This is a genomic window from Neorhizobium sp. LMR1-1-1.1, from assembly GCF_040675795.1.
GTDB classification, from domain to species: Bacteria; Pseudomonadota; Alphaproteobacteria; order Rhizobiales; family Rhizobiaceae; genus Neorhizobium; species Neorhizobium cellulosilyticum.
Window position 1 is genome coordinate 142,005 of record NZ_JBEGHE010000080.1, and the last position, 24,864, is coordinate 166,868.

The following is a 24,864-nucleotide window of genomic DNA, read 5'->3' on the forward strand; positions in this document are numbered from 1 at the left end:
ACTCACATCGATGTGGCGAACGTGACCGTCTAGATGAGGTCACGCGGTATCGCTTTCTCGAATGTCTTTTCGAAGATCTGCTTTTCCCCGTGATAGGCCAGAACCTTGGCGCTTATCAGCCAATCCTTGTCCGTGCAGGCTATATTGGCGGTCGACACAGTACGTATCGACCAGTTGGAGCGGCTCATGTCGCAGGTCCAGACGCAGGTTCCTGTCATAGACAGTGGATCGTCCGGGCTGATCGACCAGGTTTCCTCGCGGCGCCGGCAGGTGGCAAGGCCGGTGCCGGGATGTTCGAAAAGTCCGGTATCCTCGGTCACCTGATAGCGCGTCTCGTTGGCAGCAAGGTCGCGGGTTACGCTGCGGCGCGTTTCAGCCGGTGCATGTTCGATATATTTCGGCAGCGGATCCGGATTGTCAGGCTGCTTCATCTCGAAGGTCTCATGGCGCCCAAGAAGCGGCATGGCGAGACCAAGCGAAGCGATATCGATCGTCACGCCGGGATCGACCGGCGGCGGTAGAACCATCGGCCAGTAAGAGGTTGAAATCGATAGCCGAATTCTGTGTCCTTCGCCAAAACGATAACCGCATGCATCGAGTTCAAGCCGGATCGTTACCGGCTCGCCGGGCGTGAGCGGCTTCGGGTTCTCGTTGCCGTCACGATGGGCAAGGTTGATGACGCCGAACGAAACGCGTGTTGCGGTGCCGTCGGGATGGATGTCGACGATGCGGGCGCAGAGATTGGCAAGCTCGGCATCGGCGTGCAGCGTCAGCGTGATGACCGGGCGACCGAGATAGGTTTTCGACTGCGCCAGCGGTGCCGTCTCAAAGGTCAGCGAGCCGGCATCGTCGCTGCGCTGGTCGCCGGCCAGTTCCGCATCCGGTTTCAGTGTGAACCATTCACCGGCGGCTGTTCCGGTGTCGAGTGGGGATTTCAGATAGACGTTATGCTTCGGCGCATGGGGGATAGGCATGCCTTCAAGCAGTGTTCCGAACTGATCGATATAGAAACACTCGGCTTCCGGTGCGCTCCAGCGGTCTTTCGAGATCCAGAAACCCGGATCGGCATCACGTCTGACAGCCGGCTTCGGACCGTCGAGAATATAGGCGCGCATCTGCGGCAGCCGGTCGATGCCGTTGTTCTCGCCGCGCAGCCAGCGGTTCCAGAAGGCGATGGCCTCGCCAAGGAAATCGGCGCGTGGTTTTGGCCAGGCAAAATGCGGGTATTTGTGGACCCATGGGCCGACAAGCGCCTTGGCCTTTTCGCCCAGTCCCTCGACCGCCAGAAACGGGGTGTTGCGATAACCATCGGCCCAACCGGCAATTACCAGAGCCGGGATTTCGAAAGCGGAATAGTCCTCGCAGATCGAACCGTGTTTCCAGAATGCATCGCGGCGCTGGTGAGAGAGCCATTCCTCCACGAAGAAGGGTTCGTTTTCCAGCCGCTCTACCCACATGTCGAGCCAGCGGTCGCCGACGATTTCCGGATCGGGCGAGCGGGATTGGTAGGCAAGCATGGTTGCCGCCCAGGAGAGCTGGGCCGAGAGATGACAGCCATTCTTGTAATGGATATCGTCATTGTAGCGATCGGTAGTGGAGGCGATCGAGATCACCGCCTTTAAGGCTGGCGGGCGAAGCGCTGCGACTTGCAGGCTGTTGAAGCCGCCCCAGGAGATACCCATCATGCCGACCGAACCGTTCGACCAGGGTTGTTCGGCAATCCAGGCGATCAGCTCGCAGGCATTCGCCAGTTCCAGCTCGGTATACTCGCCGTCGATCACCCCGTCGGATTCGCCCGAGCCGCGGATATCGACACGCACTCCGGCAATACCTGACGCAGCAAAGACCGGATAAGTGGATTCGTCGCGCGGGCTGGTTCCGTCGCGTTTTCGATAGGGCAGGAATTCGAAGACCGCCGGCACCGGATCGGCTTCTGTTCCATCCGGCATCCAGATGCGGGCGGCAAGCCGGGTCCCGTCCTTCAGCCTGATCCACTGGTTTTCGATAACGGTGAAGGGGCGGTCGTTCATCTGTTCAGATCCTAAAAGCAAACTCTTTGCGGGATTTGCCCCTCACCTTCCCCCTCTCGATGGTGGAAAGGGAAACGAGACGTTGGTACCTGCGTCCTCGCCCCGTTTACGGGGAGAAGGTGCCGGCAGGCGGATGAGGGGCAGCTCTCAGTGTCCGGCGCTTTCCATGCGCCGCGTGGCAAGCACCTTTTCCAGCCAGCCGAGTTCCATTTCGGGCACGGATTTGAGGAGAAGGTCTGTGTAGTCGTCGAAGGGCGGCGAAAGTGCCTGGGATTTCGGGCCGAAGCGGACCAGCCTGCCGCGATGCATGACGGCGACCGAATCGGCTATTGCCTTCACGATGGCGATGTCATGGGTGATGAAAACATAGGAGAGCTGCTGCTCTTCCTGCAGTTTCATCAGCAGCTTCAAAATGCCTTCGGCGACCAGCGGGTCGAGCGCCGATGTCGGCTCGTCGCAAAGGATCAGCTCCGGTTTCGCCGCAAGCGCACGGGCAATCGCCACACGCTGCTTCTGCCCGCCGGAAAGCTCTGCCGGATAACGATCGATGAAACCGTTGCCCATTTCGATCTGTTCGAGCAGTTTCCTGACGCGGGCGGTCTTTGCAGCACCTCTGAGGCCGTAATAGAAGGTCAGCGGCCGGCCGATGATGTCGCGCACCGTCTGGCGTGGGTTCATTGCCGTATCAGCCATCTGGTAGATCAGCTGGATACGGCGAAGATCGTCTTTCGGGCGGTTCTTCAGTGTCAGTGTCAGCGGCTTGCCGTCGAACGTGATCTTGCCTTCGCTCGGCCTCAGAAGGCCGGTGATGACACGTGCCAGCGTCGACTTTCCCGACCCTGATTCGCCAACGATCGCCAGTGTCTGCCCCTTGCACAGATGCAGGGAGACGCCGTGCAGAACCTTGAAGCCGTTCGAATATTCCGCGCTGACATTATCCACTTTCAGCAGCGGGTTGGACTGGTCCGCAGCCTCCTCGCGTGCTGTCTGGCGCACGTTGACCAGCGCTCTTGTATAGTCCTGCGTCGGCGCCTCGATGATCTGCTGTACCGAGCCGTATTCCACCGTCTTGCCATGGCGGAGAACCATGATGTCGTCCGAAATCTGAGCGACCACCGCGAGATCGTGGGTGATGTAGAGCGCAGCCGTATCGGTTTCCTCAATCGCATGTTTGATCGCGGCCAGAACATCGATCTGCGTCGTCACGTCGAGCGCCGTTGTCGGTTCGTCGAAGACGATCAGGTCAGGGTTGGAGCAGAGCGCCATGGCGGTCATGGCGCGTTGCAACTGCCCGCCCGAAACCTGATGCGGGAAACGATCGCCGAAGGTCTCGGGACTTGGGAGGCCCAGTACCTGGAAGAGATAGAGCGCCCGCTGGCGCGCCTCCTGCTTGGTCATCAGGCCGTGCTTGACTGTCGCCTCGATTACCTGGTCGCCCAGCCGGTGGGCCGGGTTGAAGGCGGCAGCTGCAGACTGCGCCACGTAGCAGATACGGGCGCCGCGCAGTTTTCTGATGCCGCCCTTGCCGAGTTTGAGGATGTCGATGCCGTCGAGTTTCACCTCGCCGCCGGTGATTTCGGCGCCGCCGCGGCCATAGGCGAGGGCGGAGAGGCCGATCGTCGACTTGCCGGCTCCCGATTCGCCGATCAGGCCCAAAACCTTACCCTTTTGCAGATCGAAGGAAACGCCGTCGACGATGGTGATCCGTTTCGGCTGTTCGCCGGGCGGATAGCTGGTTGCTTCGATCTTCAGGTCGCGGACGGAAAGAAGATGGGTGTCAGGCATCGCCACGACCTCCCTTCAGGCTGGAGGTTCGTTTCAAGAGCCAGTCGACCACAAGGTTGACGCAGATGCAAAGTGCCGCGATCGCCGAGCCGGGTACAAGCGCTGCGGGGATGCCGAAGATGATGCCGTCCTTGTTGTCCTTCACCATGCCGCCCCAGTCTGCTGTCGGCGGCTGTATGCCGAGGCCGAGGAAGGAAAGGGTAGAAAGGAACAGGATGGCAAAGGCGAAGCGCAGACCGAACTCGGCCAGAAGCGGCGAGAGCGTGTTGGGCAGGATCTCGCGAAAAATGATCCACATCTTGCCTTCACCGCGCAGTTTCGCCGCCTCGACAAATTCCATCACCGCGACATCGAGCGCCACGGCGCGGCCGAGACGGTAGACGCGGGTGGAATCAAGTACTGCCATGACAAGGATCAGCACGAACAGGTATTGCGGCAGGACGGCCAGTACGACGAGCGCGAAGATCAGCGTCGGGATCGACATCATCAGGTCGTTGAAACGGGAGAAGACTGTGTCGATCACCCCGCCGGAGACCGCCGCGATGAAGCTTAAAATGATGCCGAGCGAAAACGAGATCACGGTCGCCGCCAGCGCCACGAAAAGCGTCGTACGGGTGCCGTAGATCAGCCGCGAGAGGATGTCACGGCCGAGATTGTCTAGGCCGAAGAAGAACTGGCCATCCGCCACCTGCCAGACGCCCCCGACGACTTCGGTTTCGCCATAAGGGGCAATCAGCGGGGCGAAGAGGGCGCAGAAGATGGCGAGCGCAATGCCGAAAAGGCCGATCCAGGCGGTGATGGGGATTTCTCTCACTCTCATCGCGGATGCCTCAATCTCGGATTGGCGACGATCGCAAGAATATCGGCCAGCATGTTCAAGAGGATGTAGACGGCCGCAAAGATCAGGCCGCAGGCCTGCACGACCGGCATGTCGCGCACCGTCACCGCATCAACCATGTATTGGCCCATGCCCGGATAAACGAAGACGACCTCGACGACTACGACACCGACCACCAGATAGGCGAGATTGAGCGCCACTACATTGATGATCGGGGCGAGCGCGTTGGGGGCGGCGTGCTTGACGATCGCTCGCCAGCTGGAAAGTCCCTTCAGCTCGGCCGTTTCCATATAGGCAGAAGACATGACGGAGAGGATGGCTGCCCGCGTCATCCGCATCATGTGAGCGAGAACGACGAGAACCAGTGTTGCCGTCGGCAGCGCAATCGTCTGGATACGTTCGAGGAAGCCCATGCCCTCGTAGACTGTCGCCGGGAAGGTGGCGATACCGAAATTGACGGCGAAATAGAGGATCAGCAGGTAGCCGATGAAAAATTCCGGCAGCGAGATCGCCGCCAGCGAAATCACATTGATGATCTTGTCGGGCATCCGGTCACGGAAATGGACCGAGAGCATGCCGAGACAGATCGCAAGCGGCACGGCGATGATGGCGGCAAAACCGGCAAGGAACAGTGAGTTGCCAAGTCGTTTGCCGACCTGTTCGGAGACCGAATTGCGGCTTGCCCAGGAGGTGCCGAAATCACCCTGGACCACGCCGCCCAGCCAGTCGAAATAACGGGTGACGACAGGGCGATCGAGACCGAGTTCGGCGCGGATGTTGGCAATCGTCTCAGGCGTTGCCGACTGGCCGAGATAGGTGGAGGCGAAATCGCCGGGCAAAGCTTCCACGCCGGCAAAGATCAGCACGGAAACGGCGAAGAGAAGAACGAGCGAGAGGAGGAAACGCTCGAAGATAAGGGTCAATAGCGGAAACCGCTCCCTCGGGCTGCGGGCAGGCGTACCGCCGGCCTCTGCGGAATTTGACATCTGGCGCGATCCCGTTTCCGAAATGAAGGAATGGGATCGCAGGCGCTGACCTGCGATCCATGTTCATCGGTGGGCCGAGGCCCTCGTTCAAAGGATCAGGCGTCGAACCAGACGCGGCTTGCGACATAACCGTTGGACATGTCGTTGCCGATATCGCTGACATAGCCCATTAGCTTCTTGGTGCCGGCATTCACGAAGTCGTTGAACATCGGCAGAATCGTGCCGCCTTCGTCGCGCACCAGCATCGCCATTTCGCGATACATGTCCTTGCGCTTCTTCTCGTCCAGTTCGCCACGGGCCGAGATCAGCAGCTTGTCGAATGTCTCGTTCTTGAAGCGGGTGTCGTTCCAGTCGGCGGTCGAAAGATAGGCGCCGGAATAGAACTGGTCCTGGGTCGCGCGGCTGCCCCAATAGGAGGCGGAGAAAGGCTGCACGTTCCAGACGTTCGACCAGTAGCCGTCACCCGGCTCGCGCTTAATCTCGATGTCGATGCCAGCTTTCTTGGCGCTCTGCTGGAAGAGCACGGAGGCGTCGACGGCGCCCGGGAAGGCGACTTCCGAGGTGCGCAGGAGCACGGATCCACTATGGCCGGACTTCTTGTAATGGAAGGCCGCCTTGTCGGGATCGTAAGATCGCTGCTCGATGCCTTCGGGGAAGAGCGCGTAGGTGTCGTTGATCGGGAAGTCGTTGCCCACCTTGCCGTAACCGCCGAGAATGCGCTTGACCATTTCCTCGCGGTCGATCGCGTATTTCAGCGCCATCCTGAGGTCGTTGTTGTCGAACGGCGCCTTGTCACAGTGCATGATGAAGACATAGTGACCGCCGCCTGATGTCGTCAGCAGCTGCACCGTCGAGGCGCGTGTCAGAAGCGGTACGGTCTTCGGATCGACGCGGTTGATGAACTGGACCTGACCGGACGAAAGTGCCGCAATACGGGCCGTCGCGTCGTTCATCGTGATAATTTCGACTGAATCTACATAACCACGGTCGGAGCGCCAGTCATTCGGGTTTTTCTCGAAGGTCATGCGAACGCCGGGTTCGAAGCTCTTCACCTTGTAGGGGCCGGTGCCGACGCCTGCCGTCGGCTTGTCGATGCCGCCATTCGGCTGGATGACGAGGTGATAATCGGTGAAGATTGCCGGCAGGTCGGCATTGCCGCTGTCGAGTGTGACAACCAGATCACCGCCCTTGTTTTCGATCGAGGTGATCGACTTCATCACGCCGGCTGCACCGGATTCGGTCTTCGAGTCGCTGTGGCGTTTCAGGGTGGCCACAACGTCGTCGGTGGTCATTTCCTTGCCGTCGTGGAACTGCACGCCCTTGCGGATCTTGAAGGTCCAGGTCTTTGCGTCGGCGGAAGGCGCCCAGGATTCGGCCAGCGACGGGATCGGGGCCCGGGTCTGCGGATGTGTCTCTACCAGCGTGTCACCCCAGCTGCGTACGGCAGCGAACATGACTTGTGAAGTTGCCTTGGCGGGGTCGATCGAGTCGGTGGCTGCGCCGCCTTCGAGGCCGAGCTTCAATGTGCCGCCCTTCTTGGGCGTCTGGGCTGCGGCGCTGGTGGCGAAAAGATTGCCAGCTGCGGTCAGCGTCAGGCCGGCGGCCATGGCGCGACCCATGAATTCGCGGCGGTTCATGCCGCCTGCCGTAACGCGTCCGGCCAGATACTTGGTGAAGTCGTTCATTTCCCTTGTTCCCCTTTATCCGATGCAGATTTCTGTTCTTGTCATCGACACCCCGTCGTCCGGTTTCCTCTTCCGTGGAGGGGCGTGTTTCATGCTGTCGATCGTGGGAAATGGTTCGGTTGCCGCCGACATAACTTCCTTTCTTCTGCAGTCTCCCGCTCATCTGCGTGAGCTTATCTGCCTCGGGAAAATCTGCTCTGTGATCGAAGGCCCGTTGAGGCTTGATGAATGGTAAGGGCGCGGTGTCGCGCGGGTGAGCCTTCGCTACGACATTAAGTGCCTTTGATGCGACACATTTGGCAACCTCCCATGGGTTGCGAAAATTCGACACCTGTCAGGCAGGTGCCCAATAGGCTCAATCGCGCGCTATTGCATGGAAAAATGCGCCGGTCACACGACCTCGTTTTCCACCCGATGGGCCTATTTCGACGCCGCGGCCGTCTGCAATCATGGCGAGAGGTTGGTCGTTTCCAGCATCGATCACGCGTGCGTAATGGAATTCATGGCCACGGATCAGGTCGTTGGCCGAACCGATCGCAGAGTGGCCCAGCAGGCGTGCCTGGCGGTAGCCGAGATTCATCTTGCGCTTTGCAAAGCTCGTGGCATGGGAGAGAAGCCCGGTCATGGCGTGGGTCACCCCGTCGGCATCCTCCAGCGCCTCGCCGAGAACCATGTAGCCACCACATTCGCCGTGAACGGGTTTTGTTTCCGCGAAGCTTTTCAAACCCGCCTTGAAATTGTGGGCTGTTGCCAGCCGGCGGGCATGCAGCTCGGGATAACCGCCCGGCAGCCAGCAGATGTCGCAATCGGCTGGCGGCGCTTCGTCGGCAAGCGGCGAAAAGGTGATGATCTCCGCCCCCATGGCGCGCCATTGCCGCTTGATATGTGGGTAGAGGAAGGTGAAGGCTGCGTCCTCGGCAAGCGCAATCCGCTGGCCCGGTGGTGGAAGCGCCTTTTCGGTTGAACCTGACGGTATATCGAATGGTTTTGCGGCGGCAAAAATCGCATCGAGATCAAGCGAGCGCTCCATAGCATCGGCCAGACGATCGATGTGGGCATCCATTTCCGGGTGTTCGCTCGCCTGGACGAGACCGAGATGGCGTTCCGGCAGTGTCAGCGTCGGATCACGCAGCACCGTGCCGACAACCGGCATGCCAAGTGCCTCGATCGCATCGCCGGAAAGCTTCTTGTGTCGCTCGCTGCCGGCCCTGTTCAGCACGCAGGCGGCCATCTTCACATTTGGGTCGTAATGCATGAAACCGCAGGCGATTGCCGCCGCTGTCTGGCTCTGGCCGGAAACGTCGAGTACCAGAAGCACAGGCAGGCCGAAAAGCCGGGCCAGATCGGATGCGGCGCCGGAACGATTGGGTTCGGTCACGATGCCGTCGAACAGGCCCATGGCACTTTCGATCAGTATCAGCTCGGCATCATCCGCCTGTTCACGCGCCAGATGGCGCAAAAGATCGGGCGCCATCGCCCAGCTGTCGAGATTGAGGCCGGGCAGGCGGGTCGCCGCCTCGTGAAAACCGGGGTCGATATAATCCGGCCCGGTCTTGATGCCGCGAACTTTCACGCCGCGCCGTTGGAACGCCCTCAGCAGGCCGATCGTGACGCTTGTCTTGCCGGAGCCGGAGCGGGGTGCGCCGATGATGAGCGCGCGGGCGATCATGGATTCTTGCCCGAAAGAACGGCCTGCCCGGATAGGGCAGCCTGCATGGAAACGATCCTGCCGATGACGATCAGTGCTGGAGCGGCAAAATTCTGGCGCTGGACTTCTTCCTCGACAGTGGCAAGTGTTGCCGTCATCGAGCGTTCGTCCGGCGTCGTTGCGGCCATCAGCACGGCAACGGGCGTGTCGGCGGCAAGGCCGCCTTCCATCAGCAGTCGGGCAATCGTGCCGATCGTGCTGACGCCCATATAAACGACGATGGGCTCGCCGGTTTTTGCAAGCGCCTTCCAGTCGAGATCCCCGGGTGTTCCGGCGGCATGGCCGGTTGCCAGCGTGATCGAGCGGCTGATGCCGCGCATGGTAGCGGGAATGTTGGCGGAGGCGAGCGCCGCCAATGCGGATGTCATGCCGGGCAGCACGCGAAAGGGAATGTTTTCCTTCACCAGCGCTTCAGCTTCCTCGCCACCACGACCGAAGATGAAGGGATCGCCGCCCTTCAGCCGCAAGACGCGCTTTCCCGCCTTTGCCAGTTCGATCAGTTTGGCCGTGATATCGTCCTGCGCGACGGAAGGCTTGCCGCCACGCTTGCCGACGAAGATCAGGTCTTTTGTCGTCGCCAGCGCCAGCACGCCGTCAGAAACCAGCGCATCATGCACGATCACATCCGCCTTTTTCAGCGCATCAGCCACTTCCAGCGTCAGATAACGTGGATGACCCGGTCCGGCACCACCCAGCCATACGTGGCCCGGGGCAAATTCGGGGGCATCGACGATCGTTTCCAACAACTCATTCACGGACATATTCAAACCTTTTGCCGGCCGGTGGCGGCCGGGTTATAGAAACGGCCATGGAAGCGGCCATTGAAACAGAAAGCAAGAACCTGCGTCGTGGATGGACGACGGGCACCTGTGCGGCGGCAGCCAGTAAGGCCGCCTGTCTTGCGTTGATGACTGGCGAATTTCCCGCCTTGGTCGAAGTGACATTGCCCGGTGGCCAACGCCCGGCCTTCGCTCTTGCTATGGAAGAGAAGGGCAGCGGATTTGCCAAGGCTGGTATCGTCAAGGATGCCGGCGACGATCCCGATGTCACCCATGGCGCGCTGATCATGAGCACCATGCGCCGTGGATTGCCCGGCTCCGGCATTACCTTCAAGGCGGGACCGGGCGTCGGCACCGTGACACGACTTGGCCTGCCGCTGCCGCCCGGTGAGCCATCTATCAACCCGGTTCCGCGCAAGATGATCGCCCAGGCTATTTCCGAGGTTTGCCATGGCGAGCGGGATTTCGAGGTCGAGATTTCCGTTGCCGATGGCGAGAAGATCGCCGAGCGCACCCTCAACGGTAGACTTGGAATCCTTGGCGGCATATCGATTCTCGGTACAACCGGCATCGTCATCCCGTTTTCCTGCGCTTCCTGGATTCATTCCATCTGGCGTGGCATCGATGTGGCGCGCGCCGCAGGGCTTGATCACATTTCCGGCGCCACCGGCAATGTGTCCGAAAAGGCGGCGCAGGCCCATCATGGCCTGTCGGAGATCGCGCTGATCGACATGGGCGATTTCGTCGGCGGCATGCTGAAATATCTTCGCAGCCATCCGGTGCCGAAGGTGACGATTGCCGGCGGCGTCGCCAAGATGACCAAGCTTTCTCAAGGCATGCTCGATGTGCATTCCAAACGCGGGCTTGCCGATCTCGAGGCTCTGGCCAAGGTTGCGGCCGAAGCCGGCGCGGAGGCCGATCTCGTGGCGCGAATTACCGCGGCCAATACCGTGTCGCACGCCTTCCAGCTCGCCGATGACATAGGGCTTCCGCTTGGCAACCGCATCGCTGCACTCGCCTGGAAAACGGCGGCCAAGGCACTGCATACGCCAGATATCGCTCTGGAAATCCTGGTCTTCAATCGACAAGGCCAGCTTGTCGGCAAGACGGAGTTCACGCCCTCCGATCATTCCGAACCCTTATCGGCGTGATCCTTGCTGAACTGATCCCAGCCGGGGCGAAAACGCCTTACATAGTCGGCATTGTATAGCTGGCTCTCGACAAAATCGGACGCGCCCAGGCCTTTGCCGATAAAGATCAGTGCCGTGCGTTCGGCCGGCTCTTCCGCCAGTTTCGCCTCGATATCGGCGAGCGTTCCGCGGATGATCCGCTCTTCCGGCCAGGAGGCGCGTACGACAATTGCCACCGGGCAATCTGCGCCATAAAGCGGCGTCAGTTCCTCGACGATTTTTTCCAGTGCATGGATGGCGAGATGGATCGCCAGCGTTGCGCCTGTCGCTCCAAAGGCCTTCAGTGTTTCGCCTTCCGGCATTTTCGACGCGCGGCCGGAAACGCGGGTGAGTACGAGGCTCTGGGCCACTTCCGGGATGGTGAGTTCACGCTTCAGTGCTGCCGCTGCTGCGGCGAAGGAGGGCACGCCCGGCGTCAGCGTATAATCGATACCGTGTTTTTCCAGCCGACGGATTTGTTCGGCGACCGCGCTCCAGACGGAGAGATCGCCGGAATGCAGCCGCGCGACGTCCTTGCCCGCCTTGTGGGCGGCAACATATTCGGCTTCGATCTCGTCCAACGACAATGAGCCGGTATCGACGATCCGCGCATCTTTCGGGCACCAGTCGAGCAGTTCCTTGGGCATGATCGAGCCGGCATAAAGGCAGACCGGCGCGCGGGCGAGAATATCACGACCGCGCACGGTGATCAGGTCTGCTGCACCCGGACCTGCACCGATGAAATGGACGGTCATGCTTGTTCTTTCATTTCTGCCAGCGCGCAGGTGGCGCCCTGCGATATCAGCCTAGGCACGATGATCTCTGATTTTTCGCCCGCAGCTGCCAGCGCGGCACCCTCCGAAAGGCTGGAGGACAGCGTTTTCGCAAGGCTGTGCCGTGACACGGTTTTCGTTCGCGGTTCTGCGTCCATCAGGGCATCGTCCGCCACGATATGGAGCGGCAGGCCCAGCATCTCGGCCAATTGCAGAATGCCGGCTTCCTCCCGCTTGATCTCGCCGGTTGCGAGCGCCGAGATGGATTCACGTGAAATTTTCGCTTCCATGCAGGCGGCATCGAGCGCCGATAGAAGCTCATCGCGCGTGCTGCCCTTGCGGCAGCCGAGACCGGCAACGATCATGATTGCATTCCTTTTGTCCATGTCCATTGGGTCACCGGCATTGCCGGCTTCCAGCCCTGCATCGCGCCGACCGGTGCTGCGCGTGAAACTTCCATTCGGATCAGGTTGCCGCCGAGTTTCGCTTGTGCCGCCAGCAGTACGGTTTCCATTTCCAGCGTCACGGCATTGGCAACCAGCCTGCCGCCGGGCTTCAGTGCCTCTAAGGCTGCGTCGAAGACGCCTGGTTCGCTGCCTCCGCCGCCGATGAAGATCGTATCGGGTTGCGGGAGATCGTTCAGCGCGGACGGCGCCTCTCCTTCGACCAGAACCAATCCCGGAACGCCGAAACGGTATGCATTGCGCCTGATCCGCGCGGCGCGTTCCGGATGAGCTTCGATGGCAATCGCTCGCATCGACGGGTCAGCCAGCATCCATTCTATGCCGATCGAACCGGAACCGGCGCCGATGTCCCAGAGCAGTTCACCAGGCCGCGGGCTGAGCGCCGACAGCGTCAGCGCCCGGATTTCCCGCTTGGTGATCTGTCCATCGTGTTCGAACAGCGCGTCGTCCAGTCCGAAACCACGCGGCAGGATGCGCGCATCGGCACTTGCAACCACCTCGATGGCCACGACATTGAGGACATTGATATCCTGCAGTGCGAATTCTGCGGCCTTGCCGGCGCGCATCGTCTCGGCCTCACCGCCCATCGCTTCAAGCACTGTCATTCCGGATCGACCAAACCCGCTTTCCGTCAGCAGTTCCGCCAGCTCCCGAGGGCCTTTTTCGTCGGAGGTCAACGCGATGATCCGCCGGCCGGGATGTAATAGCGGGCGGATCAGATCGATCGGGCGGCCGTGCAGGGAAACGGTTTCGATATCCTGTAGTGGCCAGCCAAGTCGTGAAGCCGCCAGCGAGAATGCCGAAGGCGATGGGTAGGTGGTAAACTCATCGGAGCCGATGTGACGCGACAGGGTGACGCCGGCGCCGTAAAAGAACGGATCGCCGGAGGCGAGCACGCAAACCTTTTGCCCTCTCAGTGCCACGACATCGCGCATCGCTGCATCGAACGGCACCGGCCATGGCCGCGCCTCGCCGGTTACCAGCGGCGCTGCAAGCTCCAGATGCCGTCTGCCGCCGAAGACGACCGAAGCGCAGGCGATCGCATCCCTGGCGTTTTCGCCCAGCCCTTTCACGCCATCCTCGCCGATCCCGACAATGGACAGCCAGCGGCTTTGGTTTAAAGCTTGTTTCTCTGATTCAGGAGGCAATTTGACCTACTCCATCCTCATTCTGGGAGGTACGGCGGAAGCCAAGGCGCTCGCCGCCCAGCTTTCGACGAGCCCCGATTACGATATTCTGCTCTCGCTTGCCGGCCGCACCAAGGCCCCGGCCGAACAGCCCGTGCCGGTTCGCATCGGCGGCTTCGGCGGTGCCGGAGGGCTTGCCGCATTTCTTCGCGAAAAGAACGTGGACCTGCTGATCGACGCGACGCATCCGTTTGCGGCAAACATTTCCCGCAACGCTGCCGAGGCGGCGGCGCTGGCGGGTGTCGATATTCTCGCTTTGCGCCGTCCGGTATGGTCGCGACAGAAGGACGATCACTGGCAGGAGGTCACCGATATTGCGGCCGCCGTCCAAGCCCTCGACATTGCTCCGCGCCGGGTTTTCCTGACGCTCGGCCGGCAGGAACTGCTGCCTTTCGAAGTGATGCCGCAGCATTCCTATCTGGTGCGCAGCGTCGATCCAGTCGATCCGCCGCTGAAGCTGCCGAACGTGTCTTATATCACCGCGCGCGGTCCGTTCTCCGAATGGGACGAGACCCAGCTGCTTGAACAGCATGCAATCGATCTTATCGTCTCGAAGAATAGTGGCGGTGTCTCCAGCGTCGGCAAGATCAGCGCTGCCCGACGGCTGGGCATCGAGGTCGTGCTGATCGAACGCCCCCGTCTGCCGGATGTGCCATCGGCCAGAAGCGTCGAAGAGCTTGCCGGCATGGTGCGTCACTGGAAGCTCTCCCGCAGAAAACGGGGCGAATAGACAATCGGCCTCTGACCAGTCCGCTCGATAAGCCTCGTCTCGGCCGTGCCGACGATCACGCAGGTCGCCATGTCTGCCATATCGCCTTCAGCTTCTTCGAGCGGCACGATGCGGATCGCCTCGTCGGGGCGGCCTGCTGCACGGCCGAAGATCACCGGCACTGAGCCGGGCAGATGGGCGCGCAAAATGTCGAAAGCCTCGCCCAGCTGGTGCGGACGCGCCTTGCTGATCGGATTGTAGAAGGCCATGACGAAGCCCGCCTTCGCAGCCGCCACGAGACGTTTCTCGATGATCGCCCAGGGTTTCAGGTTATTCGACAGTGATATGGCGCAGAAATCATGGCCCAGCGGTGCACCGGCCTTGGCGGCAACCGCAAGCATCGCAGTAACACCCGGCACGACGAACAGCTCGATATCACGCCATTCGGCCGGGCCGTCGTCGATCGCTTCGCAAACTGCGGCCGCCATGGCAAACACGCCCGGATCACCGCCGGAAACAACGCAGACCTTACCGCCCTTGGCCGCCATTTCCAGCGCTGCTTTGGCGCGCGTCAGTTCTTCGCGGTTGTCCGAGGCGTGGCGGCGTTGGTCTGCTCTGAGGTTCAGCCGGTCTATATACGGGAAATAGCCGAAAAAGTCGGTGGATGCCGTAACTGCCGCGAGAGCCTCCTGGGTCATCTGGTCGGGATTGCCGGGGCCGAGGCCGACAACGGTCAGCGACCCGGTCATTTCTTTTCCCCTTGCGGTCTCGTGGTCCAGCCGGGAACGAGTACGATGGAGAAATAGGGCGCCGGGCTTTCGTCGCGCGTTTCCAGTCGCTCGGCCGCTCCGTTCGCCATCGTGCCGCGCTCGACATAAAGTGCGCCGGAAAGCTTTCCGACCGATGCTAGGGCGCGGCGGATTTTCGGCAAGTTACGGCCAACCTTCATAATCACGGCGCCATCCGTAACCGCGAGCCGTTCTGCGAGCTTTTCTTCCGACAGTGTGCCGGGCAGCACGCTTAAAATGTCGTCGCCCTGCACCAGCGGCAGGCCGGTCATCGACCAGCAGCCGGACATGGCGGTAACGCCTGCGATCACGTCCGCCTGATAAAGATCCTTCAGCCGCAGATGCAGGTGCATGTAGGAACCGTAGAAAAGCGGATCGCCCTCGCTCAGCACGGCAACATTCTTGCCGGCATCGAGATAGGAGGCGATCTCTTCGGCCGAGCGATCGAAGAAATCGTTGATCGGGTTCTTGTAGTCGTCTTCGTCCTTGTGGGTCTCGATTGTTACCGGATAGACCAGCGGCAATTCGATCGTGCCGGGGCGGATATGCGCCTCGACGATGGTGCGGCCATTGCCGGTCGAGCCCTTCTTGCAGAAGAAGGCGACGACATCGGCCTCGTTTATGGCGCGCACTGCCTTCAGCGTCATCAGTTCCGGGTCGCCCGGGCCGGTGCCGACGCCGGTCAGTTTACCCTTGAGGATGGCGGCGTTCACAGGCCTGCCCTCGCAAGCGCGTTGACTGCGGCGGCGGTCATCGCCGAGCCGCCCATACGGCCGCGCACCACGGCATATGGAATATCGTGGGTGGAAACCATCAGCGCTTCCTTGCTTTCCATCGCGCCGACAAAACCGACTGGCATGCCGATGATCGCGGCCGGGCGCGGTGCGCCGGCATCCAGCATTTCCAGCAATCGGAACAGTGCCGTCGGCGCATTGCCGATGGCGACGACCGCGCCTTCCAGCTCGTCCCACAGGTCGAGAGCGGCCGCCGAGCGGGTATTTCCGATGGTTTTTGCCAGTTCTACGGTGCGACTGTCGCGCAGGGTGCAGATCACCTGGTTTTCCGCCGGCAGTCTTGCGCGGGTCACGCCATGCGCCACCATTTCGGCGTCGCAATAGATCGGCTTTCCAGCTCGAAGGGCAGCGCGTGCCGCCTCGACGAAATCGCTCGAGAACCGGAAATGCTCTGCCGCCTCGACCAGCCCGCAGGCATGGATCATGCGCACGGCGATATCGGCCTGTTCCTCGGTGAAGGCGGAAAGATCGGCTTCCGCGCGAATGATCGCGAATGACTTTTCGTAGATCGCATCGCCTTCGCGGATATATTCGTAACTTGTCATGGTCGTCCTGTGGCTGCCGCTTCCAGCCGGTCTGAACCGATCCGGGCAAGGCACGCGGCTGAGTTTTCGCTTGGTCGTCTTTCTGATCTGACGAGATCGGCAAGGCGGCGAAGCGTGGCGTTGGTATCGGCAAAGCTCGAGAAAGCAAAGGGTTGGTCTGCAGCTTTTCCCTGCGCAATCAGAGAAACGCGATCAGCGGTGCCGCAAAGGGTAAGCGCTGCCGGTTGCGGATGGGCGCAGCCTTTCGGGCAACCGGTGACATGCAGCTTGAAAGAACCGTCGAGCAGATCGGTGCATTCGGCGGCCGCTGCTGCGGCAATCTCGTGAGTGGCGATCGTCGCCGAAGTGCAGGCGGGGCTGCCCGAGCAGGCGGCGATATGGCCCCGCGGATCGGTGGCAGAGATGATGAACCCGTTGCTGTCGGCGAAGTCCCGCAATTCCCGGCAGGCGATCTCGGTGCCAAAGAAGAGCAGGGAGTGATCAAGCGCTGGTTTGAGCGATTTTATTCCCAAGCGGACGGCTTCGTTACAAAGCGCGATCAGATGTTCCGCCTTTGCCTGTCCAAAGGCGGGGCCGACGCCGATGGCGTGGAGGTGATTTGAAAGGCTGAACAAGTCAAAAGGAGATGCAGCCACTTTTCCAGCCGTCATGCTCGGGCTTGTCCCGAGCATCTGCGACGGATCAACTGTCGCGACGCTGGCAGATCCTCGGGACAAGCCCGAGGATGACGGCGGAGTGTGGGGTGCTGCCTCGTTCACGGCCAAGCGATGAGCCAGATCTCGTCCGCGAGCCTTGTTTCCCAGGCTTGCCAGCCGCTTCAACAGGTCGATGACCGTGTCGACAACAAGTGTTTCACGTAAAACATTGAAAACACGAGCGGATTGCTCTGTGTCTCCGAGAAGCAACTTCCAGTCGTGTTTTCCGACCGCGATAAGACGGATATCGGCAAGCAGGTCCGAGAGCCGCAGAAGTCCTCCACCATCGACCACAACGGCCATTTTGGGTGCCAGTCCGGTAATGCCGCGCGAGGCGTCACGTATGGCCTCTGCCAGCGGTCGGGGATCGGCAATTTCGCTATCATCCATACCGGCAAGCGGTGGAACTTCGACGGTAAGAGCTTCGCGAAGCGGCAGGTTCATCGCGCGCGCATCGGCATCCAGACGCGGCGCGGACATCTCGCTCAAGCCACGGACCTGAAGATTGCCGCGGGCGGAAATGTCGACCATGCCGTTGCCATGCTTCAGCGCCAGCAGGCAAATATCCGCCAGTTGTTCGGGCGAAATCGCTTCGATCAGCGAGATACGCGCCAACAGGCCGTCGCCGGTCATCATCGGGGCCGAAAGGGCAGGGCAGGCACCGCGTTGCAGAGTGAGCGGGAGCGCCGTCATGCGACCTCTCCCGTCAGCATCTCAAGCTCGGCATCGACCGCATTTCGGCGCGGATGCCATAGCCCGCGGATCAGCGCCGAGCGGAAACGCTCGCCCATATAGCGCGCACCTTCCGGGCTCTGCGTCAGCAGAAATTCTCGCACGATCTCATCACCCAGATAGGCGTCATAAGTGGCGTCGATCAAGGATTGAGGAATGGCGTGGGTCGTTTCGGCAAAGCCGATCAGTCGGTCGACCGTTTCCACCAGTTCTGCCGCGCCGCGTGGGCCGTGGCGCATCTGGCCGGCGATGAAGCGCGGATTGATGGCCCGCGCACGGACAACCCGTGTGACGGCTTCGGAAATCGAGCGTGCTTTCGGTTTTGCGGGATCGGTCGTATCGAGCGCAATCACGTCCGCCTTGCCGCCAAGCGCTGCCACCGCTGCGGAAAAACCGCCGATAAAGGCAACGTCGGCCGAACCGTCCAGAAGATCGCGGCCGGGATCGTCGCCGGTATGGACGAGTAGGTCAGCATTGCCGATCCGTCCGGCAAATTCGCCGGGCACATGACTCGCCATACCGTCGGCACCGCCGAAAGCATGGCTGGTGGCGTCGAGATAGATGCGCCCCAGCTCTTCCCGCTCGCCCCACGATCCATCGGCAAGTTTTTCCTCGATGCCGGAGCCGTAGGTGCCGGGCGCCGAGCCGAAAATGCGCGGCGGAACCGCGCCTGTTTTCTGGGCTTCTTCGGCCAGCGGGTTGTCTCCCGGTGCTTCTTCGCGCGCGGCAATCGCCCGCATGGCGGCATTGAGCAGGGCGATCAGCGCCGGGAACATGTCACGGAACAGGCCGGAAATCCGGAGCGTCACGTCCACGCGCGGACGGCCAAGCTGCGCCGGAGGCAGAACCTCGATGCCGGTGACACGGCCGGTCACTATATCCTGAACCGGCCTTGCGCCCATCAGTGCCAGAACCTGCGCCACTTCCTCGCCGCCGCTTCTAAGCGAAGCACTGCCCCAGAGATCGAAAACGAGGTTTTTCGGCCAGTCGCCATGGTCCTGAAGATAACGCCGCAGAATTTCGTCGGCGGCGCGTTTGCCCAGTTCGAACGCGGTTGGCGTCGGCAGGGTGCGCGGATCGCTGGCAAAGAGGTTCCGCCCGGTCGGCATCACATCCCGGCGGCCGCGGGCTGGCGCACCGGAAGGGCCGGGGCGGATATGCCTGCCATCCAGCGCATCCAGCAGAGCCTGCTTTTCCGTCCCGGCACTGGCAATCCGCAGCGGATCATCGTCGGCCTTGGCCACTTCGCCGAAAACATGCTGGCCGTCCTTGATCGCAAAGTCCTTGAGATCGCAAAGAAACGCATCGATCCGGGCAAGCGCGGTATCCGGGTCGTCGTCGCGGGAAACGCCGGCATCGGTGGCAATCGTCGTGTCTCGGGCCGCATCGACGATCAGTTTTGCCAGCCGGTCACGGCGGCGGCGGTCGAGGCCATCGGCCTGGGCATATTCGTCGACCAGCAGTTCAAGCTTCTTCTCATCGTCCGAAAGACCGGCGCCGGTCAGAACCGGGGGCAGGTGGCCGATGGTGACAGCGGAAATCCGCCTTTTGGCAACGGCTGCCTCGCCGGGATTGGAGACGATAAAGGGATAGATCACCGGCAGGCCACCAGTCACCAGTTCCGGAAAACAATCTTTCGACAGCGCCACCGTCTTGCCCGGGAGCCATTCGAGCGTGCCATGTGCGCCGACATGCACGATCGCATGAGCGCCAAGGGCGTGGCGCATCCATTGGCCGAAGGCGATCAGCGCATGGCGGGGCGGCAGGTCAGGGCTGTGATAGTCGGCGCGGCGATCGGCGCTGCGACCGCGATCCGGCGCCAGCGCCACGGTGACATTGCCAAACTCTGCGGCGCGGAAGCGGTATGCACCATCTTCCAGATCCGCGTCGTCTTTCGCCTGGCCCCATGCTTCGCTGGCACCTGGTGCTGCGACGTAGTCGCGAAGCGGCAAGGAGCCAGTTTTCCGATTAAGACGATCAAGGAGGTCGCGGGGCGTGTCGGGAATATCGGCAACCGAATAGCCGGCTAGCGAGACTTCGCGCAGCATGGCAAGCACGCTTTGCGGCACATCCAGCCCGACGGCGTAACCGGTGCGGCCCGGCGCGCTCGGATAATCCGGCATCAGGATGACGATTTTTCGCTCAGAGCGGATCGTCATCTTCATCCGCAGGAAGGCTGCGATCCGCTCGGTCACCTGGTCGACGCGATCCGGCTCGGGGCCGTTGACGAGTTCCGCTGATCCACTGCCCTGCTTGAAGGAGATCACACCGGCCAGAATGCGGCCATCGAGTTCCGGCAGGACGACATGCATGGCAAGGTCGGCGGGGTTCAAGCCGCGCAGACCCTCGATCCAGCCTTCGCGACGGGTGGTCGCGACAACGATCTGGAAGACCGGAATGCCTGACCTATCGAAAATCGTCTCGTTGCTGTCGTCGGTGCCGCTGGCAAAAGCGGTGGTCGTCAGGATCGCGGCGGGCTGAAGCTCGGTTACCGCCTGTTCGATAAAGGTTATCGCCTCGGCATCCTTCAGGCCGCTGACAAAGAGCGGCACGGGGGCGAAGCCGCGCGCGGCGAGCGCTTCAAAGAGTGCATCGATCGGTGCAGCGTCATTGGCGAGCAGCATGGACCGGTAGAACAGGATCGGCAGGCGCGGCGCATCCGGTGAAAATCCGGCCATAAGGTCTCGTCGGTCAACGATCCCTTTCCCAGGGCGATAAAAACCGGCCTTCGGCATCGCAATTGCAGGCGGAATCTCATCCGCCCCGCCGCTTGCCAATGCTCCCAGTCGCTGCACCAGAAGCCGCATATTGTCCGGTCCGCCCTCGCGAAAGCAGGCGAGAATGCCGGTAAGATTTGCCTCGGAAACCGTCGAGGCGGCGGCCAGCCGCTCGTCGCGCATGCTGCATTCGCCGGGCAGCATGGCGAGCGCTATCTTCCGGCGTTTCGCCAGCCGCGACAGTTCCTCGACGCCATAGGCCCAGCGGTCGTAACCGCCGAGAATGCGCACGAGGATGACCTTTGCGTGAGCCGCCGTCTTTTCCAGCCACAGGTCGACGGACATCGGATGGCGCAGGTCGGAGAGGTTGGTGAGGGCGAGCGACGGGCTGTTGGTGTTGCCCGAGGCTTTACCCCCCTCTGCCCTACCGGGCATCTCCCTCGCAGGAGGGGAGATCGACTCGCGGCGAGGTTCCGCCCTATTCAATTGTTGAGGATTTAGCGGTGTTGCTACGTCTTGCTGATCTCCCCCCTTCTGGGGGAGATGGCTGGCAGGCAAGAGGGGGGTATCAAGGCCACGAGCCTCAGCCGTATTCCACGCGCCACGGTCAACCGCCTCCCAAGCCGCCGCAATCCCGTTCAGATCGCTGCCGGAAAAGGACAGAACCACCACATCGGCCGGTGACTGGTTGAGGTCTACCGGTTCTATAAGGTCGTCGAGCGACGACGATGTGGTGGCGAGTATGTGCATCCTTTTCCTCGGCCGGTGGCTCTTATGCCGCCAGCATTTTTTCGATCGCGGCGCGGTCGATGCCTTTTTCGCCGATCACGACGAGGCGGCTCTGGCGGTTTTCGCCAGGTGCCCAGGCGCGGTCGAAATAGTGGTTCACGCGCGATCCTACCGCCTGAACCTGCAGGCGCATCGGCTTGTTCGCGACGTCGACAAAGCCCTTTATGCGCAGCACGTTTTCCGCTTCCGCGGTCGCCGAAATACGGGCAGCCAGCGCTTCGGGGTCGGTTACCGAGGCCAGATCAATAACGAAACTGTCGAAATCGTCGTGGTCGTGGTCGAGTTCGTCGTCATGATGGGTCTTGCGGTTCTCGATATCGTCCTCGACGGCAAGGCCAAGGCCGATCAGAACGCTGGGATCAACCGCACCATTTGCAGCCGGTACGATTCTCACGGCACGCGGCAGATGCGCCTGAACTCGGCCCTTGGCGGCTGCAAGCGAAGCCTGATCGAGAAGGTCGGTCTTGGTCAGCACGATCATGTCGGCACAGGCGACTTGGTCCTCGAACACTTCTTCGACCGGATCGTCATGATCGATCGAGCTATCGGTCTGGCGCTGGGCTTCGAGCGCATCGTGGTCATCGGCAACGCGGCCTTCGGCCAGTGCTACACCATCAACGACCGCAATCACGGCATCTACTGTCACACGCGCCTTCACGGCCGGCCACTGAAACGCCTGTACGAGCGGCTTCGGCAGAGCAAGACCGGAAGTCTCGATCAGGATATGGTCAACGCGCGGCTCGCGGGCGAGAATCTGGTCGATCGCCGGCACGAAATCGTCTGCCACCGTGCAGCAGATACAGCCATTGGCCAGTTCGATGATGTTGTCGTTCGGGCAGCTCTCGATGCCGCAGCCTTTCAGCACCTCGCCATCGATGCCGACATCGCCGAATTCGTTGACGATGATCGCCAGCCGCTTGCCGTCCAGCTTTTCGATCAGGTTGCGGATCAGCGTGGTCTTGCCGGCGCCGAGAAAGCCGGTAACGACGGTGCAGGGAACCTTATCGAACTTAGGGGCGAAGTTTTCGCTCATGAAGGCATGTCCTCGTGGTGATGAAAGGGTGGGATACGGGCCGTCATGCCTTTTCCACGAAGGCACATCGGGCGGCCGCGAAGGGGCAGGAAACCGCGCTCGTCTTCGGCCAGCATCATCGCGCCGGTGACGATGTCGTCGGCATTTTCGGTGGAGAGGTGGCCAAAGACATAGGACCAGCCGGAACGGTGGTTGAAGGCCGCACTCGGGCTCTTATCGCAATTGGCAAGGCAGGTGACCGGCTTGACGGTAAGGGGCTTGCCCTCAGCTGCCAGTTTCAGCGCTTCGATCAGGCCGATACCGGGGCGGGCCTCGCTGTCCGTCGCCTCGCGGCAATTGGTGCAGACGAAGATCGTCACGTCGACGTTGCCGGCATTGCCGCCGACGGTCGTTCCGGTTTCGTCTTTTCGCGCATCATCTGTCATCAGGCCGCACTACCGCCGGGTTACTCAAGTCGGGGTGCGGAACAGGAAAGCCAAGCCATCCTGCAGCGATGATTGAAGCCTTTGCCGGAGCACCCCGCCCGGAAAAGCACGATTTTCAAACGGCAGGTCTCCTGGCTCGCGGGTCGTCACCATCCGCCTGCCTTCCCAGAAGGGTCCATGGCCGGACCTCTCCAGTGGCGTCTCTGGCGTGATGGCTCGCCGCACACAGTTGCGGGGGCAGCCGCGGCATTGGACGTTTTATCGGTCCGCACCGCATTCTCTCTTAGCCCCTGCCGTTGCCGGCAAGGGACCGTCGTGGCGCTCAAGTAAGCGTTCCGCGGTCAAACTGTCAATGTCGCAAAGGCGATTGCCGATAGAACCGAATTGACTATAGTGGATCTGTCTTTGGTGCCCGGAAGGGTTACTCAAGGGAATGCGGTGCGACGATCTTTCGTCAAACCCGCGGCTGCCCCCGCAACTGTAAGCGGAAAGCCTTTGCCCAAAACGGCCATCCGGTCGTCAAGCCACTGGAGCAATCCCTTTACGGATTGAACTGGGAAGGCGGGTGAAGGCGCCCGATCCGCGAGCCAGGAGACCTGCCAGAGACATTCGGCAATGGTAACAGCCCTCGGGTGGAGGGCAGAAAGACGAAGTCCATGGTTACGAATTCTGCTGCAGCCGCAGCCAGCGTTTCCGCATCAAAAATCATTCCTCTCGGCATGTCGGCCCTTCTTGGCCTGTTCATGGTCGGTTTCGTCGGCTTTTCGCATCTGGAAGTCGTACATAACGCCGCTCACGATACGCGCCATTCGCTGGCCTTCCCCTGCCACTAAGAGGAATTTCAAAATGTCGTTGTTTCGTAACATCGTCCTTGCGGCGGTGGTCGCCGGGTTATTGTCCGGCCTGCTGATGACCGTGATGCAGAGTTTTTCCACCGTGCCGCTGATCCTGCAGGCGGAAACTTTTGAAAATGCCGGTGGCGAAGAGGCCGGACACAGCCATTCGCATGACGCAGCGCCTGCCATCGGTGCGGCCCAACCAGCTGCCGCCGATCACCATCATGACGAAGAAGCGTGGGCGCCTGCCGATGGTTTCGAGCGTTTCATCTATACCGCTTCGGCCGATGTGCTCGCCGCCATCGGTTTTGCGCTCGTCGCAATAGCATTTGCCGAAGCGCTCGGCGGCTTTGGCGGCTGGCGCGGCGGTTTGATGTTCGGCATTGCCGGCTTCCTCACCGTCAGCCTTGCGCCGGGTCTCGGCCTGCCACCGGAACTTCCGGGCATGCCTGCCGCCGAACTCGGTCCGCGTCAGCTCTGGTGGGTCTCGACCGCTATCTGCACCGCTGCCGGCCTCGGTCTTCTTGCCTATACCCGTTCCGCCTTGCTGGCGGCTCTGGCGATCGTGCTTCTCGTTGCGCCGCATCTGGTTGGCGCGCCGCTTCCGCCAAGCCATGAAACGGCGGTGCCTGTCGAACTCCATGCCCGGTTCGTCAACGCCGTTTATGCCACAAATCTGATCTTCTGGGCGGTTCTCGGTGTTGCCGCTGCTGTGCTAAGGCAGAAGTTCCGCAGCGGAGAACAAGTTTCTCCGGTAACCGAAAGGGAGCTTGCAGCGCGTTGAAAAATATCGATGAAACCGCCGAGGAGCGTCATCGCGCCAAGATGGCGAACCGCAAGGCGGTTCAGGATGCAGAAGTCGCCGAGAAGACCCTGGAAAAGGGTCTTCTCATCGTCCATACCGGTCCCGGCAAGGGCAAGTCGACGGCGGCCTTCGGGCTTGCGCTACGCATGCTCGGCAACAACCGTCGTGTCGGTATCGTGCAGTTCATCAAGGGCGCATGGTCGACCGGCGAACAGCCGGCGCTTGCCGTGTTCGGCGATCGCGTCGTCTGGCATACGATGGGCGAGGGGTTCACCTGGGAAACCCAGGACCTCAAACGCGATATCGCGGCCGCGAACAAGGCCTGGGAGAAGGCACTCAAGTTGATGGCGGACGAGACGATCGGGCTGGTCATCCTCGATGAACTCAATATCGCACTTCGCTACGACTATCTTGATCTGGAAAAGGTCGTCGCCGCCTTCCAGGCCAGACGCCCTGACCTGCATGTTGTCGTCACCGGCCGCAACGCGAAACCGGCCTTGATAGAGGCGGCTGATCTGGTGACGGAGATGTCTCTGGTCAAACATCACTTCAAGGCGGGTGTCAAAGCCCAGGCCGGCATCGAGTTCTAGAT

General features: G+C 61.3%; 22 protein-coding genes and 2 riboswitches. Of the genes, 5 read left to right on the forward strand and 17 right to left on the reverse strand.

Annotation, left to right across the window (positions count from 1 at the left end):
* Positions 1-29: 29 nt before the first annotated feature.
* The 7 genes from MRBLMR1_RS28910 to cobA all read right to left on the reverse strand — a co-directional run bounded on the left by MRBLMR1_RS28910 (position 30) and on the right by cobA (position 9,793).
* Entirely contained in the window at positions 30-2,030 is a 2,001-nt protein-coding gene (locus tag MRBLMR1_RS28910; protein ID WP_500067069.1) for a CocE/NonD family hydrolase, read from the reverse strand.
* A 147-nt stretch (positions 2,031-2,177) separates the two neighbouring features.
* A complete protein-coding gene (locus MRBLMR1_RS28915; RefSeq protein WP_148143751.1) occupies positions 2,178-3,815 on the reverse strand; it encodes an ABC transporter ATP-binding protein in 1,638 nt (545 codons plus the stop codon).
* On the reverse strand, positions 3,808-4,635 hold the full coding sequence (locus tag MRBLMR1_RS28920) for an ABC transporter permease (protein WP_148143750.1): 828 nt from the start codon (positions 4,633-4,635) through the stop codon (positions 3,808-3,810). The genes MRBLMR1_RS28915 and MRBLMR1_RS28920 overlap by 8 nt, the downstream gene beginning before the upstream one ends.
* Positions 4,632-5,639: an ABC transporter permease gene (locus tag MRBLMR1_RS28925; protein WP_148143749.1), complete on the reverse strand. Its 1,008-nt coding sequence runs from the start codon at positions 5,637-5,639 to the stop codon at positions 4,632-4,634. Before MRBLMR1_RS28925 ends, MRBLMR1_RS28920 begins: the two co-directional genes overlap by 4 nt.
* A 95-nt stretch (positions 5,640-5,734) precedes the next feature.
* Positions 5,735-7,324 (reverse strand): ABC transporter substrate-binding protein, encoded by a 1,590-nt coding sequence (locus MRBLMR1_RS28930; RefSeq protein WP_148143748.1) that lies wholly within the window; start codon positions 7,322-7,324, stop codon positions 5,735-5,737.
* Between the two features lie 355 nt (positions 7,325-7,679).
* Positions 7,680-8,993, reverse strand: coding sequence for a cobyrinic acid a,c-diamide synthase CobB (locus MRBLMR1_RS28935; RefSeq protein WP_148143747.1), 1,314 nt, complete (start codon positions 8,991-8,993; stop codon positions 7,680-7,682).
* Positions 8,990-9,793 carry a uroporphyrinogen-III C-methyltransferase gene (cobA, locus tag MRBLMR1_RS28940; RefSeq protein ID WP_148143744.1) on the reverse strand — a complete coding sequence of 268 codons (804 nt, stop codon included), beginning with the start codon at positions 9,791-9,793 and terminating at the stop codon, positions 8,990-8,992. Before cobA ends, MRBLMR1_RS28935 begins: the two co-directional genes overlap by 4 nt.
* A 59-nt stretch (positions 9,794-9,852) precedes the next feature.
* Here cobA and MRBLMR1_RS28945 point away from each other — a divergent pair, with 59 nt between their 5' ends.
* On the forward strand, positions 9,853-10,962 hold the full coding sequence (locus tag MRBLMR1_RS28945) for a cobalt-precorrin-5B (C(1))-methyltransferase (RefSeq protein ID WP_183686888.1): 1,110 nt from the start codon (positions 9,853-9,855) through the stop codon (positions 10,960-10,962).
* On the opposite strand, the gene cobM is transcribed toward MRBLMR1_RS28945, so the two are convergent.
* From cobM to cbiE, 3 genes are read right to left on the reverse strand one after another with little or no spacing between them, the layout of a single operon-like run.
* Positions 10,938-11,735: a precorrin-4 C(11)-methyltransferase gene (cobM, locus tag MRBLMR1_RS28950; protein WP_148143740.1), complete on the reverse strand. Its 798-nt coding sequence runs from the start codon at positions 11,733-11,735 to the stop codon at positions 10,938-10,940. The two genes, MRBLMR1_RS28945 and cobM, sit on opposite strands and share 25 nt — an antisense overlap.
* Positions 11,732-12,118: a cobalamin biosynthesis protein gene (locus MRBLMR1_RS28955; protein WP_183686874.1), complete on the reverse strand. Its 387-nt coding sequence runs from the start codon at positions 12,116-12,118 to the stop codon at positions 11,732-11,734. The genes cobM and MRBLMR1_RS28955 overlap by 4 nt, the downstream gene beginning before the upstream one ends.
* Complete coding sequence (cbiE, locus tag MRBLMR1_RS28960) at positions 12,115-13,365, reverse strand: precorrin-6y C5,15-methyltransferase (decarboxylating) subunit CbiE (RefSeq protein ID WP_148143736.1); 1,251 nt, start codon at positions 13,363-13,365, stop codon at positions 12,115-12,117. Before cbiE ends, MRBLMR1_RS28955 begins: the two co-directional genes overlap by 4 nt.
* Position 13,366: 1 nt before the next feature.
* On the opposite strand from cbiE, the gene MRBLMR1_RS28965 reads away from it, so the two are divergent.
* Positions 13,367-14,134, forward strand: a complete 768-nt coding sequence (locus MRBLMR1_RS28965; RefSeq protein ID WP_500067070.1) for a cobalt-precorrin-6A reductase — start codon at positions 13,367-13,369, stop codon at positions 14,132-14,134.
* On the opposite strand, the gene MRBLMR1_RS28970 is transcribed toward MRBLMR1_RS28965, so the two are convergent.
* From MRBLMR1_RS28970 to MRBLMR1_RS29000, 7 genes are read right to left on the reverse strand one after another with little or no spacing between them, the layout of a single operon-like run.
* Positions 14,098-14,862 carry a precorrin-3B C(17)-methyltransferase gene (locus MRBLMR1_RS28970; RefSeq protein WP_183686877.1) on the reverse strand — a complete coding sequence of 255 codons (765 nt, stop codon included), beginning with the start codon at positions 14,860-14,862 and terminating at the stop codon, positions 14,098-14,100. The two genes, MRBLMR1_RS28965 and MRBLMR1_RS28970, sit on opposite strands and share 37 nt — an antisense overlap.
* Positions 14,859-15,614 (reverse strand): precorrin-2 C(20)-methyltransferase, encoded by a 756-nt coding sequence (locus tag MRBLMR1_RS28975; protein WP_148143730.1) that lies wholly within the window; start codon positions 15,612-15,614, stop codon positions 14,859-14,861. Before MRBLMR1_RS28975 ends, MRBLMR1_RS28970 begins: the two co-directional genes overlap by 4 nt.
* Positions 15,611-16,240 carry a precorrin-8X methylmutase gene (locus MRBLMR1_RS28980; RefSeq protein WP_148143728.1) on the reverse strand — a complete coding sequence of 210 codons (630 nt, stop codon included), beginning with the start codon at positions 16,238-16,240 and terminating at the stop codon, positions 15,611-15,613. Before MRBLMR1_RS28980 ends, MRBLMR1_RS28975 begins: the two co-directional genes overlap by 4 nt.
* Complete coding sequence (gene cobG, locus MRBLMR1_RS28985; RefSeq protein WP_148143726.1) at positions 16,237-17,628, reverse strand: precorrin-3B synthase; 1,392 nt, start codon at positions 17,626-17,628, stop codon at positions 16,237-16,239. Before cobG ends, MRBLMR1_RS28980 begins: the two co-directional genes overlap by 4 nt.
* On the reverse strand, positions 17,625-21,134 hold the full coding sequence (cobN, locus tag MRBLMR1_RS28990) for a cobaltochelatase subunit CobN (protein ID WP_500067071.1): 3,510 nt from the start codon (positions 21,132-21,134) through the stop codon (positions 17,625-17,627). The genes cobG and cobN overlap by 4 nt, the downstream gene beginning before the upstream one ends.
* Before the next feature lie 22 nt (positions 21,135-21,156).
* On the reverse strand, positions 21,157-22,206 hold the full coding sequence (gene cobW / locus MRBLMR1_RS28995; protein ID WP_148143722.1) for a cobalamin biosynthesis protein CobW: 1,050 nt from the start codon (positions 22,204-22,206) through the stop codon (positions 21,157-21,159).
* Complete coding sequence (locus tag MRBLMR1_RS29000; RefSeq protein ID WP_148143720.1) at positions 22,203-22,631, reverse strand: DUF1636 domain-containing protein; 429 nt, start codon at positions 22,629-22,631, stop codon at positions 22,203-22,205. Before MRBLMR1_RS29000 ends, cobW begins: the two co-directional genes overlap by 4 nt.
* A 104-nt stretch (positions 22,632-22,735) precedes the next feature.
* A riboswitch (cobalamin riboswitch) is annotated at positions 22,736-22,961 on the reverse strand.
* Between the two features lie 59 nt (positions 22,962-23,020).
* Positions 23,021-23,249: riboswitch (cobalamin riboswitch) on the forward strand.
* A gap of 38 nt (positions 23,250-23,287) precedes the next feature.
* Between MRBLMR1_RS29000 and MRBLMR1_RS29005 the strand changes: the two genes are divergently transcribed.
* Genes MRBLMR1_RS29005 through cobO form a run of 3 tightly spaced genes read left to right on the forward strand, consistent with a single transcriptional unit; the run spans position 23,288 to position 24,862 of the window.
* A complete protein-coding gene (locus tag MRBLMR1_RS29005; protein WP_148143718.1) occupies positions 23,288-23,464 on the forward strand; it encodes a CbtB domain-containing protein in 177 nt (58 codons plus the stop codon).
* A gap of 13 nt (positions 23,465-23,477) precedes the next feature.
* Entirely contained in the window at positions 23,478-24,251 is a 774-nt protein-coding gene (locus MRBLMR1_RS29010; protein ID WP_148143715.1) for a CbtA family protein, read from the forward strand.
* Positions 24,248-24,862 carry a cob(I)yrinic acid a,c-diamide adenosyltransferase gene (cobO, locus tag MRBLMR1_RS29015; RefSeq protein WP_148143713.1) on the forward strand — a complete coding sequence of 205 codons (615 nt, stop codon included), beginning with the start codon at positions 24,248-24,250 and terminating at the stop codon, positions 24,860-24,862. The genes MRBLMR1_RS29010 and cobO overlap by 4 nt, the downstream gene beginning before the upstream one ends.
* The last annotated feature ends 2 nt before the right edge of the window (positions 24,863-24,864 follow it).

Coding starts and splice junctions, on each gene's coding strand:
- MRBLMR1_RS28910 (WP_500067069.1), bottom strand. CDS start 2,030: ATGAACGACCGCCCCTTCACCGTTATCGAAAACCAGTGGATCAGGCTG.
- MRBLMR1_RS28915 (WP_148143751.1), bottom strand. CDS start 3,815: ATGCCTGACACCCATCTTCTTTCCGTCCGCGACCTGAAGATCGAAGCA.
- MRBLMR1_RS28920 (WP_148143750.1), bottom strand. CDS start 4,635: ATGAGAGTGAGAGAAATCCCCATCACCGCCTGGATCGGCCTTTTCGGC.
- MRBLMR1_RS28925 (WP_148143749.1), bottom strand. CDS start 5,639: ATGTCAAATTCCGCAGAGGCCGGCGGTACGCCTGCCCGCAGCCCGAGG.
- MRBLMR1_RS28930 (WP_148143748.1), bottom strand. CDS start 7,324: ATGAACGACTTCACCAAGTATCTGGCCGGACGCGTTACGGCAGGCGGC.
- MRBLMR1_RS28935 (WP_148143747.1), bottom strand. CDS start 8,993: ATGATCGCCCGCGCGCTCATCATCGGCGCACCCCGCTCCGGCTCCGGC.
- cobA (WP_148143744.1), bottom strand. CDS start 9,793: ATGTCCGTGAATGAGTTGTTGGAAACGATCGTCGATGCCCCCGAATTT.
- cobM (WP_148143740.1), bottom strand. CDS start 11,735: ATGACCGTCCATTTCATCGGTGCAGGTCCGGGTGCAGCAGACCTGATC.
- MRBLMR1_RS28955 (WP_183686874.1), bottom strand. CDS start 12,118: ATGATCGTTGCCGGTCTCGGCTGCCGCAAGGGCAGCACGCGCGATGAG.
- MRBLMR1_RS28970 (WP_183686877.1), bottom strand. CDS start 14,862: ATGACCGGGTCGCTGACCGTTGTCGGCCTCGGCCCCGGCAATCCCGAC.
- MRBLMR1_RS28980 (WP_148143728.1), bottom strand. CDS start 16,240: ATGACAAGTTACGAATATATCCGCGAAGGCGATGCGATCTACGAAAAG.
- cobG (WP_148143726.1), bottom strand. CDS start 17,628: ATGACGGCGCTCCCGCTCACTCTGCAACGCGGTGCCTGCCCTGCCCTT.
- cobN (WP_500067071.1), bottom strand. CDS start 21,134: ATGCACATACTCGCCACCACATCGTCGTCGCTCGACGACCTTATAGAA.
- cobW (WP_148143722.1), bottom strand. CDS start 22,206: ATGAGCGAAAACTTCGCCCCTAAGTTCGATAAGGTTCCCTGCACCGTC.
- MRBLMR1_RS29000 (WP_148143720.1), bottom strand. CDS start 22,631: ATGACAGATGATGCGCGAAAAGACGAAACCGGAACGACCGTCGGCGGC.
- MRBLMR1_RS29005 (WP_148143718.1), top strand. CDS start 23,288: ATGGTTACGAATTCTGCTGCAGCCGCAGCCAGCGTTTCCGCATCAAAA.
- MRBLMR1_RS29010 (WP_148143715.1), top strand. CDS start 23,478: ATGTCGTTGTTTCGTAACATCGTCCTTGCGGCGGTGGTCGCCGGGTTA.